The organism is Aromatoleum toluolicum (genome assembly GCF_012911005.2).
Classification (GTDB): Bacteria; Pseudomonadota; Gammaproteobacteria; order Burkholderiales; family Rhodocyclaceae; genus Aromatoleum; species Aromatoleum toluolicum.
On the sequence record NZ_WTVS01000103.1, the window covers coordinates 1 to 13662 of the forward strand.

Here is a 13662-nt window from a genome sequence, read left to right on the forward strand (position 1 = left end):
GGAGGGCCTCGACAGGGGTACTCATGATGAACTCCATATACGCCATCTGGCTTCAATTATAGGCAAATTTGGCGGATGCGGGCGTTCAGAGTGTTATGTCCGGTATTGGCGAGAGCACCTGATCGAGGAAATCGCGCAACGGCATGCGAAAGCCGGCGGCATTGGGGTGGCCGCCGCCGCCGTAATGTTCGGCGATGCGCGCGACGTTCACGACGTTGCAGCCGCGTAGCGAAGCCTTCACGAAGCCGTCGCCGGCGAGCTGCCAGACGAGGCCGAAGGTGCGCGAGCGTTCGGCGAGCCGTCCGCCGAGTTCGGACGCGAATGCCGCGCTGGCGTTGATTGCCAGGCCGCCAATCCGTTCGTCGGTCGGGGTGGCCGCGGCGCCCGGCGCGCCAGTGGACTGCAAGCCCACGGGCATCACCAGCGCACTTGTTGAGAGCCGATCAACCTCGATGGCGAGGAAGCGGTCGACGGCCGCGCCTTCATCGAGCAGGGCACGGTGGGCGGGGGACGTCGCATCCTCGCTTGCGCGCACGATGGGATCCCAGCTCGGGAAGGCGAAGTCGCGCATGCGCAGTGCGCGGCAGAAGGGGCGTGTGCCGGGAAGCCGGAAGCGCCACATGTCCTGGTCTTCGATGTGTGCGAGCGCTGCCGGGACGGCCGTTTCGGGGTGGAAATGTTCCCATGCGAGCCGTGCGCCGGATCGTTCGAGGTCGAAGATCACCGTCAGATTGCGCGCGGGATCGTGATGGCGTGCGCCGCTGCTCCCTTCGTCCGCGTGCAGCAGCTCGGCCCACGCCGCGCGGGCGCTGGCGTGGTGATCGATCAGGCAGACCGAACGGGCCCGCGCGGCCATGCGCTCGAGTTCGGCGCGGGGAAAGGAGAAGTCGAGGATGAAGACGTCGCGCCCGGCGACGTCGTCGACCTGCCAGGCGTTCCCGTAGTGCATCGGCAGATAGCGTGCCGCATCGCCGAGGCGGCGCCAGGCGGCGTAGGCCGCGCCGAAGCCGTCGAGGCAGTCGCCGTGGTAGTAGATCGTGGTTGGTGTGCTCATGGTCCGTCCCATCATGCCACAGGGCGGGTGGGATGGACCGCCGTCGGCCCGGAGCCCGGAGAGGGGGCGCCCGGAATCAGGACGCGCTTCGCACCAGCGCCGCCAGCCGCTCCAGTCCGACATCGGCCTGCTCTGCGGTCGCATGGCTGAAATTGAGCCGCAGCTGGCCGCAGGCCTCGACCTCGTGCGGCAGGAAGGGCTCGCCCGGCATGAAGGCGACATTCGCTTCGATGGCCTTCGGCAGGAGCACGCGGGTGTCGATCCGCTCGTTCAGCGTCAGCCAGAAGAAGAGGCCGCCGGGGGGCGTGCGCCACGTGGCGATGTCGCCGAAATGTCGGCGGAGGGCCTGTTCGAACGCGTCGCGGCGGACGCGATAGCTCGCGACGAGGGCGTCGATGCGCGCATGGCGCGCCGGATCGTTGAGCTGCTGCAGCACCACCCACTGGCTGACACGGTTGCTGTGCAGGTCGGCAGCCTGCTTGAGGCGCGTCAGGAAGGGGAGCAGTTCGGGCGAGGCGACGAGGTAGCCCAGACGCAGCCCGGGAGCCAGGTTCTTCGAAAAGGAGCCCTGGTAGATCCACGGCGTGCGGCTAAGCCCGGCGCACAACGGCGTGCGCTCGCAGGGATCGTAGGCGAGGTCGCGGTAGGGGTCGTCCTCGAACACGGGGATCCGCGCTTCGTCGAGGCTGGCGGCAAGCGCGGTGCGTTGCGCGGCGTCGAGGCAGCGTCCGCTCGGATTCTGGAAGGTGGGAATGACGTAGGCGAATGCGGGCTTCTCTCGCACGAAGGATGCCGTATCGGGTGCCTCGGCGTCGTAGGCAAGCAGTCGTGCGCCGAAGAAGCGGAACACCTGCAGGGCCGCGAGGTAGGTGGGGGACTCCACGGCAACGGGGGTCTGCGGATCGATGAACAGTTTCGCGACGAGGTCGATGCCCTGCTGCGACCCGGAGACGATCAGCACCTGGTCGGCCGTGCAATCCAGGCCGCGCGTGCGCAGGTCCGCGGCGATCCATTCGCGCAGCGGGCGTTCCCCCTCGCTGGGACCGTACTGCAGCGCGTTCTGCGGCATGGCATCGAGGGACAGCCGCGGAAAACTGTCGCCGGAGGGCAGGCCGCCGGCGAACGAGATCATGCCCGGGCGATCGACGACGGCGAGGATTTCGCGGATCGGCGATGCGTGCAGGTCGCGGGTGCGGGTTGAAAATGCGGGGAGGGCGGATAGCTGGGCGGTCATCGTGGCGTCCGGTGAAATGTCAATAAACTTGACCTATGGACAAGGTAATGGTTCGCCTTCTAACATGTCAATATGGTTGACCAAAATTTCTCCTGCGACCCGTCCGCGTCCGCTGCCGATGAGGCACGGCTGCGCAAGGCGATCGAGCTGCTGTACTTCGGCTATCGCGCCTTCACCGCGCCACCGGATCGCATCCTCGAAGAGCGCGGCCTCGGACGGGTGCATCACCGCATTCTGTATTTCGTCGGCCGCAATCCGCACGTTTCGGTGAATGCCTTGCTCGGCGTGCTGGGCGTGAGCAAGCAGGCCTTGAATGCACCATTGCGGCAAGTGGTCGAGATGGGGCTGGTCGCGACGGAAACCGCCGCGCACGACCGGCGCGTCCGTCAGTTGCGGCTCACGCCTGCGGGCGAGGCACTGGAAGCACGCCTCACCGGCGCACAGATGGTCCAGCTTGAGGCCGCGTTTGCGCAGGCGGGCGCCGGGGCCGAGGCGGGGTGGCACGCGGTCATGGAATGCCTCGTCGGCGGGGGAAGATAGCCGGCTTCCCGCGGCGGATGCGGCGGACACGTGCGCGGGTGATAATTGTCCGCAATGCGACGCAGCCCGGAGGTGGCGTCGTCAGGCAAACCGTGCCGCGGGCGTACGGACAATTCGAGGGGCAAAGGATTTGCACAGGCTGCGGAGCCGGATTTTCCCGGCGCTGGCCGCTCACGGCGGAGGCGACTGGTTGCTGACGCTGACTGCGGCCGGCTTGCGGGCGGACCTGATCGCCGGGCTGCTCGGTGCGCTGCTGGTTCTGCCGCAAGGGGTGGCCTTCGCACGCCTGGCGGGCCTGCCGCCCGAGTACGGAATCTATACGGCGATCGTTCCGTGCATCGTGGCGGCGCTGTTCGGTTCGAGCCGCCACGTGATGTCCGGCCCCACGAACGCCAACTCGCTCGCGCTCTTCGCGATGCTGTCGCCGCTGGCGCTGCCGGGCTCGCCGGACTATCTGCGGCTCGTGCTCACGGCCACCTTCATGGTCGGGGTGATGCAGTTCCTGATCGCCCGTTTTCGCCTCGGTTCGCTCGCCAACTTCATTTCGCCGTCGGTGCTGCTCGGCTTCATGTCGGGCGCCGCCTGCCTGATCGGCTACCGCGCGGTGCTGGATCTGTGGGAGCTGGCGCGATCGGGCGGCGTGCTTGCCACAGGGGAACCGCTCGTCGCGCTCGTGACCGTCGCGACGACACTGGTCGTCGTCCGCTACCGTCGGCGCTGGCCGGCGATGCTGCTGGGCCTGGCGGCCGGCTATGCGCTCGGCGAGGGCTGGCAGATGCAGACCGGTCAGCGCATCGAGCGGCTCGGGGCACTGACGTCGGCGGTTCCTCCCCTGAGCATGCCGGATCTTTCGCCGGCAACGCTCGCGCAGCTGTCGGGTATCGCGCTGTCGCTGACGATCGTTGCGCTGGGGCAATCGATCTCGATTGCGAAGGCGCTCGCGGAACGCTCGGGACAGCATATCGACGTCAATCGCGAATTCTTTGGGCAGGGGCTGTCGAACATCGCCGGCAGCTTCTTCTCCTCATACCTCTCCTGCGGTTCGCTGAACCGCTCGCTGCCGAACCTCGAGGTCGGTGCGCGGACGCCCCTCGCGGCGGTGTTTTCGAGCCTGCTCCTGCTGCTTCTGGTCCTCGCGGGGGCGGATCTGCTCGCCGGAATCCCGATGTCGGCGATCTCGGCACTGCTCCTGTATGTGGCGTGGTCGCTGATCAACGTGCCGAAGATCGTCGAGATCGCGCGTTTCAGCCGGCAGGAGGCGGTCTGCCTCGGTGCGACGTGGGGCGCGATGCTGCTCATCCCGATCGAGTTCGCGATCCTCATCGGAGTGGGCTGTCGCTGATCTTTTACCTTCATCACACGTCCCGGCCGGTGATGCGGGTATTGGTGCCGCATGGTCCGGAGCGGCGCTTCACGCCCGTCGAGGACATCCCGGGCGAGGCGGCGGAGTGCCCGCAGCTGAAGCTGGTGCGCATGGAGGGCGACGTGTACTTCGGGGCGGCGCAGTACGTAGGGGATGTGCTTAAGGCGTTCCGCGAGCGCCATCCGGGGCAGAAGCACCTGCTCGTGATGGCCAAGAGCATGAATTTCGTGGATCTCGCCGGCGAGCAGCTGTGGGCGCGCGAGTTCCGCACGCGGGCGGACGCGGGCGGCGGACTGTACTTCCACCGGCCGCGACCGCGGGTGCTCGACGCGTGGCGACGCAGCGGGCTGCACGACAGCCTGCGCGGCGGGGGGCACATCTTCGCGAGCAAGGCCGAAGCCCTGGCGCGCATCGTCCCCGCGCTCGACCCGCAGGTATGCGCGCATTGCAGGGCGCGGATCTTCCGCGAGTGCCGGGGGATGCCCGGGGCGCCGGCGGAGGAAGTGAGCCGGGGCGGATGAGCGCTCCCGGCGGTGAGGGTTCCGGCCGATCAGGCCGTCTGGGCCTTCGGCAATCCCCGGACTTCGGGCCAGGCGCCGCCGAGCAGTTGCGTGAGTTCGGCAGCGAACTTGTGCAGCGTGGGCACCATGGCTTCGAGCGTCTTTTCGTCGAGTCGGTACTTGGGGCCGGAGACCGACAATGCGCCGACCAGGCGTTGCTGGACGGCGAAGACGGGGCAGGCCACTGCCGCGGTTTCGGGGTCGCGCTCGCCCAGGGACATCGCATAGCAGCGGTCGCGGATCTGGTCGTACTTGGCACCCGACAGGCCGCTGAAGGCGAGCAGGACGTGGCCGGACGCGCCGTTGTTGAGCGGGAAGGCGTCGCCTTCATGGATCGCGTCGCGAATCGCGCGCGGGGAGTCGACACGGTGCAGGCACACGCGGCGGTCGTCGTCGCGCACGAAGAAGGAGATGCCTTCGCGGATTTCCTCGGACATGCGGCGCATGATCTGCGGCACGAAGTCCGAGGTGCTGAAGTGCTTCTGGTACAGGGAGCCGAGGTACAGCGGCTTGGGACCGAGGCGGTAGGCGCCGTCGTCGAGGCGGCGCAGGTAGCCGAACTTTTCCAGTGACTCCGCCAGCCGCAGCGTGGTGCTCTTGTAGAAGCCCGCACGCTTGGAGATCTCGGTCAGGGTCAGGCTCTTGTCCCGGTCGGTGAAGACATCGAGGATGGTCAGGGCGCGTTCTACGGATGCGACGCCTTCGCTGCTCATGGGAATGCTCCAGTAAAATGAAACCAGGTTTTCATTATTGGACCATGATAACCGGGTTTATGGTGAATCTCGCCCGGACGCGCGTGGCGCTTTACGCAGCAGGTACGAACACGGGACCGTGGTTACGCAGCGGCACGCCTGCCGGGGTTGATCTACGATACCATTAAATAATGGAACATCGTTCTATCCGTTGCAATGGCATTTGTGGTCGATGGCCCCGCTGCGGCGAGGCGGCCACACGGACCGGAACACCGCGCGCGGCGGCGCAGAAAGCCGTTGGGTTCATGCGGGACGTATGATAATAATTGCGCTGAGGCCAAGCGCCGTTTCCGCTGAATACATACGGCCCGCTCGCAAGTGGCAACCAGGAGTCAAAGGATGCAAGACCCGTTTTTTCCGACCTCTGATGCTTCAGGCAACGTCCTGGGGATGGACGGTCTCGAATTCGTCGAGTTCGCTTCGCCCGACCCGGATGCGCTCGGCGCCCATTTCGAACGCATGGGTTTTTCCGCCGTGGCGAAACACAGGTCGAAGAACGTGGTCCTGTACCGCCAAGGCGACATCAATTTCCTCATCAACTCCGACGAGGAGAGCTTTGCGCAGACTTTCAACCGGACCTACGGGCCGGGGATCTGTGCGATCGCGCTGCGCGTGAAGAACGTGGCGTCCGCCTACAAGCGTGCGCAGGCAACCGGTGCGTGGGACGTGCCGCCGCATGCGGGCGCGATGGAGCTGAACATCCCCGCGATCATTGGCATTGGCGGAACGCACGTATATTTCATCGATCGTTACGGCGATCACACGATCTACGACGTCGACTTCGTGCCGCTGCCGCAGACGAAGCCGCCGGCGACGCCGATGGGGCTGACGAGCGTGGAGCACGTGGCGCTCACCGTGTGCGCGGGTCGTGAGCAGGAGTGGATCGAGTTTCACGAGCAGGTGTTCGGATTCCGCGTGCTGCAAACGAGCTCGAGCGGATCCATCTGGATGGAAAGCCCCTGCGGCAAACTGCGCATCGTCCTGCGTCCGGCGTCGGACCAGGTGCGCGAGGGGGAGCCGGCGGCCGACCCGCTGAACGTCGAGGGGATCGCCTGCATCGGCATCGAGACGCATTCGCTCGCGGAGGTGGCGGCAGGCTTCGGCGACGCAGGGATTCCGGTCGCCCGCGGGCCGGAGAGCGACCCGGAGCGGCCGGGCGTGAAGCACCTGGTGACCGCGCCGGTCGTGGATCCGTTCTACTTCGAGATCGTGCAGCGTACGGAGTGACGCGGCGCGCTCAGGTTCGACAGCAATGACATTTCACCGCCCGGGCGGCACGAACGATGAAGACTGACAGGATCGGGATCAACAGCGCGACGCTCCCCGGCGCTCTGCACGAGAAAATGGACGCCGTGCGGGAAGCCGGGTTCGGTGCCCTGGTCTTGAGCGCCAAGGATCTGCTGGCGCATCCCGAAGGCGCTGCTGCCGCTGCACGCAAGGTGCGCGCGAGCGGCGTGCGGGTATGCGCCTTCCAGTTCCTGCGGGAAATGACCGGGGCTTCGGACCGCGAGGTCGGTTACCGCATCGATGCGGCGAAATCGATGATCGAACTGGCGGCCTCGGTGGGTTGCCGGCTGCTGATCGTCTCGTCTTCGACGGCCCCCACGGCCATTGCCGACCCGGAGGCGCTGGCACGCAACCTCGCAGTGCTCGGCACGCTCGCGACACCGTACGGCATCCGCATCGGCTACGAGGCACTGGCGTGGGGGCGCTGGGTGAGCGAGTACCCCGACGCGTGGCGGGTGGTGCAGATGGCGAACCGCCACAACGTCGGCCTTGTCATCGATTCCTTCCAGATCCTGATGCGGCAGACCTCGCTCGATCTGCTGGCGGACATTCCCGCCGACCGCATCTTCCTCGCGCAGTTGTCGGACTGCTCGTTCGACTTCGTGACCGAGATCGACGAGTTCGTCGAGATTTCGCGCCACGAGCGCCGCTTTCCCGGCGAGGGCGTGCACGGCGGGCTGATCTCCGACCTCGTCGCGCGCTTGCGCGGCAAAGGCTATGCGGGCGATTACACGCTCGAAGTCTTCAATGACGAGAATCTGCGCGCCGACCTGCCGGCCGTGATCGCCCGCGCGCAGGCGTCGGTGCAGTGGCTCGCCGACAAGGTCGCCGCGGCCTGATTCCTTTCTGCTGAGTTGCGTGTCGCGCCCGTCCGGTGCGCGGCACGTCGCGCCGTCCCCCGCGTCGCGTCGCCGCGGCGCCTCCGTCTGTTCCGGTTGCCTTGGCGCGCGGCGACGTCATCCCATCTTCCATCGCTCGGGCCTTAGGGCCAGATGGATGTTTTGCGACCCTGTTCTAAAAAACAAAACAAGGTTCTAAAAACGGTTGCACTGTGAAGAATTGCGTTCTATTATTCGATCAACGTGACAGGATCGATGTTGATCCACAGTGAACTTAGGGGTAGCACATGACTGCAGCGCTTTCCGGAATTCGCGTCCTCGACCTGACCAACGTGCTGGCGGGGCCGTTCTGCGCGTACCAATTGGCGCTGCTCGGTGCCGAGGTGATCAAGGTCGAGGTGCCCGAGTCGGGCGATCTGGCGCGCCAGCTCGGCGCCGATCCGGCGTTGAACAAGGCGAAGATGGGCGCTTCCTTCCTCGCGCAGAACGGCGGCAAGAAATCGCTGACGCTGAACCTGAAGTCTGAGGCGGGCAAGGAAGTGCTGTTCCGCTTGGTGAAGAGCGCCGACGTTCTGGTCGAGAATTTCCGCCCCGGGGTGATGGATCGCCTGGGTCTCGGTTACGACGTGCTGAAAGAAGTGAATCCGAAGCTCGTCTATTGCGCGATCTCCGGCTTCGGCCAGCAGGGGCCGATGCGCCACGCGCCGGCCTACGACCAGATCGTGCAGGGCATGTCGGGCGTGATGAGCATCACCGGCGACGACGAGTCCGCTCCCTTGCGCGTGGGTTACCCGGTCGCCGACACCATCGGCGGGATCACCGCGGCCTTCGCGGTGTCGAGCGCGCTGGTCCGTCAGGCGAAGACCGGCGAAGGCGAATTCATCGACGTGTCGATGCTCGATTCGACGATCGTGACGATGGGCTGGGTGGTGTCGAACTACCTGATCGCCGGCAAGGAGCCGGTGCCGATGGGCAACGAGAACTTCACTGCCGCGCCGTCGGGCACCTTCCGCACCGGCGAGGGGCTGCTGAACATCGCGGCGAACAAGCAGGAGCAGTTCGAGGCGCTGGCCGACGCGATCGGCCGGCCGGACCTGAAGACCGACGAGCGCTTTGCCGAGCGCGAGGCCCGCAAGCGCAACCGCAAGGCGTTGAAGGTCGAAGTCGACGCCGGGCTGGCGTCGAAGTCGGCGGGCGAGTGGGAAACCATCCTCGCGAAGCTGGGCGTGCCGGCGGGCCGCGTATTGACCGTGCCGCAGGTGCTCGAGCATCCGCAGATCCGCGAACGCGATCTGCTCGCGAAGTTCGAGGATGTGCCCGGCGTGGGGCGCGACCTCAGCCTCGTGCGCGCCGGCTTCAAGATGCGCGGCGGCAATCCCGACGTGACGACGCCGCCGCCGGTACTCGGCGCGCACACCGACTCGCTGCTGGCCGAGCTCGGTTACTCCGCGTCCGAAATTTCGCAACTCCACGAACAACAGGCGGTTTGAACATGAAGAGTGCCGAGGACATCGTCCGCGACGCGCAGGCGTGGTGGACCACCGAAATCATCGACATCGAGCCGGGCAAGATCGCGATGCGCGGCTACCCGATCGAGGAGCTGATCGGCAGCGTCAGCTTCCCGCAGATGATCTGGCTGATGGTGCGCGGCGACCTGCCGACGGCGGAGCAGTCGCGCCTGCTGGAGGCGGCGCTGGTGGCGGCGGTCGATCACGGTCCGCATGCGCCGTCGATCGCGATCTCGCGCATGGCCGTGACCTGCGGTGTCGAACTCAACAACGCGATGGCGTCGGCGGTGAACGTGCTCGCCGGCATTCACGGCGGCGCGGGCCAGCAGTGCATGGAACTGTACGCGGACGCCGCGAGGCGCATCGCCGGGGGCGCTGCTCTCGAAGCGGCCGTCGAAGCCGCCCTCGACGCCTATATTGCAGAGAACGGCAAGGTGATCCCCGGCTTCGGCCATCGCTTCCATCCGATCGATCCGCGCTCCGGCAAGCTGCTGGCGATGGTCGAGGAGGCGCGCGCGAAGGGTGTCGTCGAGGGGCTGTATTCGCAGATCGGCCAGCAGGTCGAGGCGATCCTCGAACGTCGAAAGGGCAAGCGCATCCCGATGAACATCGACGGCGCGACGGCGGTGATCTACGCGGAACTGGGTTTTGCGCCGGAACTGGGGCGCGGGCTGTTCATCCTGTCGCGTTCGGTCGGCATCCTGGCCCACGCGTGGGAGCAGTCGCAACAGGGCGGCCGCATCAAGGGTCCGATGCCCAAGAACATTCCTTATACCTATGCGGGACCGGCGCGCCGTGCCGTACCCGGGAAGAATCAGGCGTAGCCCCGGCTTCGCAGTGACGGCACAGGGCGCGCGATTCGCCGCGCCGTAATCGACTAGGCAATCGACATTCAAATCTGGAGGCGACGCCAAATGAAGCAACTGATTTCCCACCAGCTCGTCCGCTACCTCGAAGACCGCGGCGTCGAGCACATCTTCGGCCTGTGCGGGCATACCAACATCGCGGTGCTGACGGCGCTGGAAGACAGCAAGATCCGCTTCATCAACACGCGTCACGAGCAGATCGCCGCGCACGCGGCCGACGGCTACGCCCGCGCGACGAAGAAGGCCTCGGTTGTGCTGTCGCACCTCGGGCCGGGCCTGACGAACGCCGCGACCGGCGTTGCGAATGCCGCGCTCGACTCGATCCCGATGGTCGTGATCGCCGGCGACATCCCGAGCTACTACTACGGCAAGCACCCGCACCAGGAGATCAACCTGCACGCGGACGCGTCGCAGTGGGAGATCTACCGCCCCTTCGTGAAGCGCGCGTGGCGCGTCGATACGCCGGAGCTCTTCCCCGAGATCCTCGAAAAGGCCTTCCAGCTCGCCGAAAGCGGCCGTCCCGGCCCGGTGCTGGTGAACGTGCCGATGGATTTCTTCTCGCGCGAGATCGACGTTTCGTTGTTCACCCGCCTGCGTCATCACACCAAGGCGCTGCAGAAGCCCTCGATCGACGACGTGACCGCGAAGACGATCGTGCAGGCGCTGCTCGACGCGAAAGACCCGGTGATCTATGCCGGCGGTGGCGTGATTCTCGCCGATGCGGCCGAGGAGCTGCGCGCCTTCGCCGAGCACCTGTCGCTGCCGGTCGCGCATTCGCTGATGGGCAAGGGCGTGCTGCCGGACGACCATGAGCTGGTGCTGGGCATGACCGGCTTCTGGGGCACCAAGCTGGTGAACGACAAGTGCCGCAACGCGGACTGGATCATCGGCCTCGGCACGCGCTTCGCGGAAGCCGACTGCAGTTCGTGGGAAAACGAGTTTACCTTCAGCTTCCCGCCGACCAAGCTGATCCACATCGACATCGATTCGAACGAGATCGGCCGCAACTATCCGGTCGAGATCGGCGTCGTCACCGACCTGAAGAGTGCGCTGACGGTGCTGAACCGCGTTGCCCGCGAGATGCTGCCGGAAGGCCGCAGGAACGACGCGCTGCGCAAGGAAATCGCCGCGTTCCGTGAGACCTTCGTCGCCGGCAACCAGAAGTTCGTGCAGGACGACTGCTTCCCGATGATGCCGGAGCGCATCCTGTCGGTGGTTCGCGAAGTGCTGCCGCGCGATGCGTTCATCACGACCGACGTGGGCTGGAACAAGAACGGCGTCGGCCAGCAGTTCCCGATCTTCACCCCGGGCAGCATCCTGACCCCGGGCGGCTACTGCACGATGGGCTTCGGCGCGCCGGCCGCGCTGGGCGCGAAGGTCGCGTTCCCGGACCGCGTGGTCGTGTCGCTGGTCGGTGACGGTGGTTTCGGCCAGAACCCGGCGGTGCTCGCGACGGCGGTTGAGGAGAACATCCCGGTGATCTGGGTGATCATGAACAACTTCGCATTCGGCACCATCGCCGGCCTGCAGAAGGCGCACTACGGCACGACGACCGGCACGCTGTTCCGCAAGGACGGCGAGCCCTACCAGGCGGACTTCGCCGCGGTGGCACGTGCCTACGGCGCGGAAGGCGTGAAGATCGAGTCGGCCGAGCAGTTCAAGGAGGTGCTCGCGCAGGCGGTGACGTCGAACAAGCCTTTCGTGATCGATGTTGCGATGAAGAACAACCCGGTGCCGACCACGGGCCACTGGAACATCCTCGACATCTACTCGCCGAACGCGAAGGTGTCGCACGTCAGTACCGACTGACGAGAGGAATCAGCGCACGAACCGGCCCCAACCCCGACAGACAGCGCCTTCAGGCATCCAATAGTGGAAGGAACATTCCGATGGCAACTGCAGAAATGAATCCGCTGTCGATCTCCGGTTCGACGCTCCTCTACCCGGTCATCGGTTACCCGGTGGGCCAGGTGAAGGCGCCGATGCTGTACAACCAGCTGTTCGGGGCCATAGGCATCGATGCCGTGGTGGTGCCGCTGGAGATTGCGCCGGCCGACTTCCCGACGGTCGGGCCGGCCCTTTTTGCCGTCTCCAACGTGCGTGGTGCGATGATCACGATCCCGCACAAGCCTGCGTGCGTCGATTTCCTCGATGCGGCGAGCGCCGCGGTGAAGGCGGCCGGGGCGTGCAACGCGATCGTCAAGCGCGCGGACGGCACGCTGTTCGGTGATCTCTTCGATGGCGTCGGCTTCGTGCGCGGCCTGAAGCGCGCGGGCGTGGAGCCGAAAGGCATGCGCTGCCTGGTCGTTGGGTCGGGTGGCGTCGGCGCGGCGATCGCCGTGGCGCTGGGCGAGGCCGGCGCGGCCAGCGTGGGCGTGTCGGACCTCAGCGCGGACAGCGCTGCGCGGCTCGCGGGTCGGCTCACGAGCTTCGGCGTGTGCCGCGAGGCCTTCGTCGCGACGAACGATCCGGCGGGCTACGATCTCGTCGTCAATGCGACCCCGCTCGGGCTCAAGGAGAGCGATCCGCTGCCGGTGCCAGTCGAGCGCCTCGCGCCGGGCACGGTGGTCGCCGACGTCATCATGAAGATCGACTTCACGCCGCTCCTGCTCGCCGCACGCGAGCGCGGCTGCACGATTCACATGGGGCGGGAGATGTTCATCGAGATGGCGCCGCTGTATCTTTCGCTGTTCGGTTACGACGGCTACACGTCCGACGGCATCCGCAAGCTGGTCGGCTACAAGGATTGAGGACAGGGCGGGTGCGGCGCGAGCGTCGCACGGCGTCCGTTTCGAATTGACGAGGAACGAATAGATGGCATTTACCCGTGCTCTGGAAGTGAAAGGCAAGCCGGTCGGCGAAGGCAAGGAACCGCTGGTGTGCGCACCGCTGGTCGGCCGTGACGAGGCCGGCGTGCTCGGCGAACTCGACGCGATCGTCGCGAAGCAGCCCGACCTGCTCGAATGGCGGGTGGATTTCTTCTCCGGCATCGCTGAGACCGACCGCGTCGTCGAATTGGCGCAGGAAGTCCGCAAGAGCTCGGCCGGCATCCCGATCATCTTCACGCGCCGCTCGATCCGCGAGGGCGGCGAGACGATCGGCATCTCGGAAGAGCAGGTGCTCGAGATGTACCAGGCGGTCGCGCGTTCCGGCGCGGTCGATTTTCTCGACTACGAGCTGTCGTGCGAGCCGAAGCATTTCGCCGCCGCGGTCGAGCTCGCCCGCGAGACCGGCACGAAGCTGATCGCGTCCTTCCACAACTTCCAGAAGACGCCCGCAGCCGAGGAAATCGTCGCGAAGTTCGTGGCGATGGAGAAGGCCGGCGCAGACGTCGCCAAGGTCGCGGTGATGCCGCAGGGGCTCGAGGACGTGCTGACCGTGCTGCAGGCGACGCTGGATGGCCAGAAGAAGATCTCGCTGCCCATCATCAGTATGTCGATGGGCGCCTACGGTTCGCTCTCGCGCCTGTTCGGCTGGGTGTTCGGTTCGTCGGTGAGCTTTGCCGTCGGGCAGAAGGCGTCGGCGCCGGGACAGGTGCCGATCGAGGACCTGCGCCGCGTGCTCGACGTGCTGCAGCGTTCGCTGGCCGGCAAGTAAGTTTCCGCGCCTGCGAGGGTGAATTTCTGCCATGCGTCCTTAACCCATCCCCACCCCAACCC

General features: G+C 66.3%; 13 protein-coding genes. 10 read left to right on the forward strand and 3 right to left on the reverse strand.

What is annotated here, in order from left to right:
• Positions 1-85: 85 nt before the first annotated feature.
• Positions 86-1054 (reverse strand): DHH family phosphoesterase, encoded by a 969-nt coding sequence (locus tag GPA27_RS26020; protein ID WP_169143341.1) that lies wholly within the window; start codon positions 1052-1054, stop codon positions 86-88.
• Positions 1055-1130: 76 nt separating this feature from the next.
• Positions 1131-2288: an aminotransferase-like domain-containing protein gene (locus tag GPA27_RS26025; RefSeq protein ID WP_169143342.1), complete on the reverse strand. Its 1158-nt coding sequence runs from the start codon at positions 2286-2288 to the stop codon at positions 1131-1133.
• Positions 2289-2360: 72 nt separating this feature from the next.
• Here GPA27_RS26025 and GPA27_RS26030 point away from each other — a divergent pair, with 72 nt between their 5' ends.
• The 3 genes from GPA27_RS26030 (at position 2361) to GPA27_RS26040 (ending at position 4712) form a co-directional block, all read left to right on the forward strand.
• Positions 2361-2828 carry a MarR family winged helix-turn-helix transcriptional regulator gene (locus GPA27_RS26030; protein ID WP_169143343.1) on the forward strand — a complete coding sequence of 156 codons (468 nt, stop codon included), beginning with the start codon at positions 2361-2363 and terminating at the stop codon, positions 2826-2828.
• 190 nt (positions 2829-3018) lie between these two features.
• Positions 3019-4170 carry a SulP family inorganic anion transporter gene (locus GPA27_RS26035; RefSeq protein WP_211165247.1) on the forward strand — a complete coding sequence of 384 codons (1152 nt, stop codon included), beginning with the start codon at positions 3019-3021 and terminating at the stop codon, positions 4168-4170.
• A gap of 32 nt (positions 4171-4202) precedes the next feature.
• Positions 4203-4712: an STAS domain-containing protein gene (locus GPA27_RS26040; protein ID WP_373322822.1), complete on the forward strand. Its 510-nt coding sequence runs from the start codon at positions 4203-4205 to the stop codon at positions 4710-4712.
• Between the two features lie 29 nt (positions 4713-4741).
• Here the strand turns inward: GPA27_RS26040 and GPA27_RS26045 are convergent, their stop codons facing one another.
• Positions 4742-5464: an IclR family transcriptional regulator gene (locus tag GPA27_RS26045; protein WP_169143344.1), complete on the reverse strand. Its 723-nt coding sequence runs from the start codon at positions 5462-5464 to the stop codon at positions 4742-4744.
• 378 nt (positions 5465-5842) lie between these two features.
• Between GPA27_RS26045 and GPA27_RS26050 the strand changes: the two genes are divergently transcribed.
• The 7 genes from GPA27_RS26050 (at position 5843) to aroD (ending at position 13600) form a co-directional block, all read left to right on the forward strand.
• Positions 5843-6730: a 4-hydroxyphenylpyruvate dioxygenase family protein gene (locus GPA27_RS26050; RefSeq protein ID WP_246261499.1), complete on the forward strand. Its 888-nt coding sequence runs from the start codon at positions 5843-5845 to the stop codon at positions 6728-6730.
• A 56-nt stretch (positions 6731-6786) separates the two neighbouring features.
• Entirely contained in the window at positions 6787-7629 is an 843-nt protein-coding gene (locus tag GPA27_RS26055) for a sugar phosphate isomerase/epimerase family protein (RefSeq protein WP_169143345.1), read from the forward strand.
• Between the two features lie 287 nt (positions 7630-7916).
• Complete coding sequence (locus GPA27_RS26060) at positions 7917-9119, forward strand: CaiB/BaiF CoA transferase family protein (RefSeq protein WP_169143346.1); 1203 nt, start codon at positions 7917-7919, stop codon at positions 9117-9119.
• A 2-nt stretch (positions 9120-9121) separates the two neighbouring features.
• The gene (locus GPA27_RS26065; protein ID WP_169143347.1) at positions 9122-9961 is read left to right on the forward strand and encodes a citryl-CoA lyase; all 840 of its coding nucleotides are present in this window, start codon (positions 9122-9124) and stop codon (positions 9959-9961) included.
• Between the two features lie 90 nt (positions 9962-10051).
• Positions 10052-11812, forward strand: a complete 1761-nt coding sequence (locus tag GPA27_RS26070; RefSeq protein WP_169143348.1) for a thiamine pyrophosphate-binding protein — start codon at positions 10052-10054, stop codon at positions 11810-11812.
• Positions 11813-11892: 80 nt separating this feature from the next.
• On the forward strand, positions 11893-12753 hold the full coding sequence (locus GPA27_RS26075; protein ID WP_211165249.1) for a shikimate dehydrogenase family protein: 861 nt from the start codon (positions 11893-11895) through the stop codon (positions 12751-12753).
• Between the two features lie 64 nt (positions 12754-12817).
• Entirely contained in the window at positions 12818-13600 is a 783-nt protein-coding gene (gene aroD, locus GPA27_RS26080; protein WP_076601862.1) for a type I 3-dehydroquinate dehydratase, read from the forward strand.
• Positions 13601-13662: the final 62 nt, after the last annotated feature.

Coding starts and splice junctions, on each gene's coding strand:
- GPA27_RS26050 (WP_246261499.1), top strand. CDS start 5,843: ATGCAAGACCCGTTTTTTCCGACCTCTGATGCTTCAGGCAACGTCCTG.
- GPA27_RS26030 (WP_169143343.1), top strand. CDS start 2,361: ATGGTTGACCAAAATTTCTCCTGCGACCCGTCCGCGTCCGCTGCCGAT.
- GPA27_RS26065 (WP_169143347.1), top strand. CDS start 9,122: ATGAAGAGTGCCGAGGACATCGTCCGCGACGCGCAGGCGTGGTGGACC.
- aroD (WP_076601862.1), top strand. CDS start 12,818: ATGGCATTTACCCGTGCTCTGGAAGTGAAAGGCAAGCCGGTCGGCGAA.
- GPA27_RS26070 (WP_169143348.1), top strand. CDS start 10,052: ATGAAGCAACTGATTTCCCACCAGCTCGTCCGCTACCTCGAAGACCGC.
- GPA27_RS26060 (WP_169143346.1), top strand. CDS start 7,917: ATGACTGCAGCGCTTTCCGGAATTCGCGTCCTCGACCTGACCAACGTG.
- GPA27_RS26055 (WP_169143345.1), top strand. CDS start 6,787: ATGAAGACTGACAGGATCGGGATCAACAGCGCGACGCTCCCCGGCGCT.
- GPA27_RS26025 (WP_169143342.1), bottom strand. CDS start 2,288: ATGACCGCCCAGCTATCCGCCCTCCCCGCATTTTCAACCCGCACCCGC.
- GPA27_RS26075 (WP_211165249.1), top strand. CDS start 11,893: ATGGCAACTGCAGAAATGAATCCGCTGTCGATCTCCGGTTCGACGCTC.
- GPA27_RS26040 (WP_373322822.1), top strand. CDS start 4,203: ATGCGGGTATTGGTGCCGCATGGTCCGGAGCGGCGCTTCACGCCCGTC.
- GPA27_RS26020 (WP_169143341.1), bottom strand. CDS start 1,054: ATGAGCACACCAACCACGATCTACTACCACGGCGACTGCCTCGACGGC.
- GPA27_RS26045 (WP_169143344.1), bottom strand. CDS start 5,464: ATGAGCAGCGAAGGCGTCGCATCCGTAGAACGCGCCCTGACCATCCTC.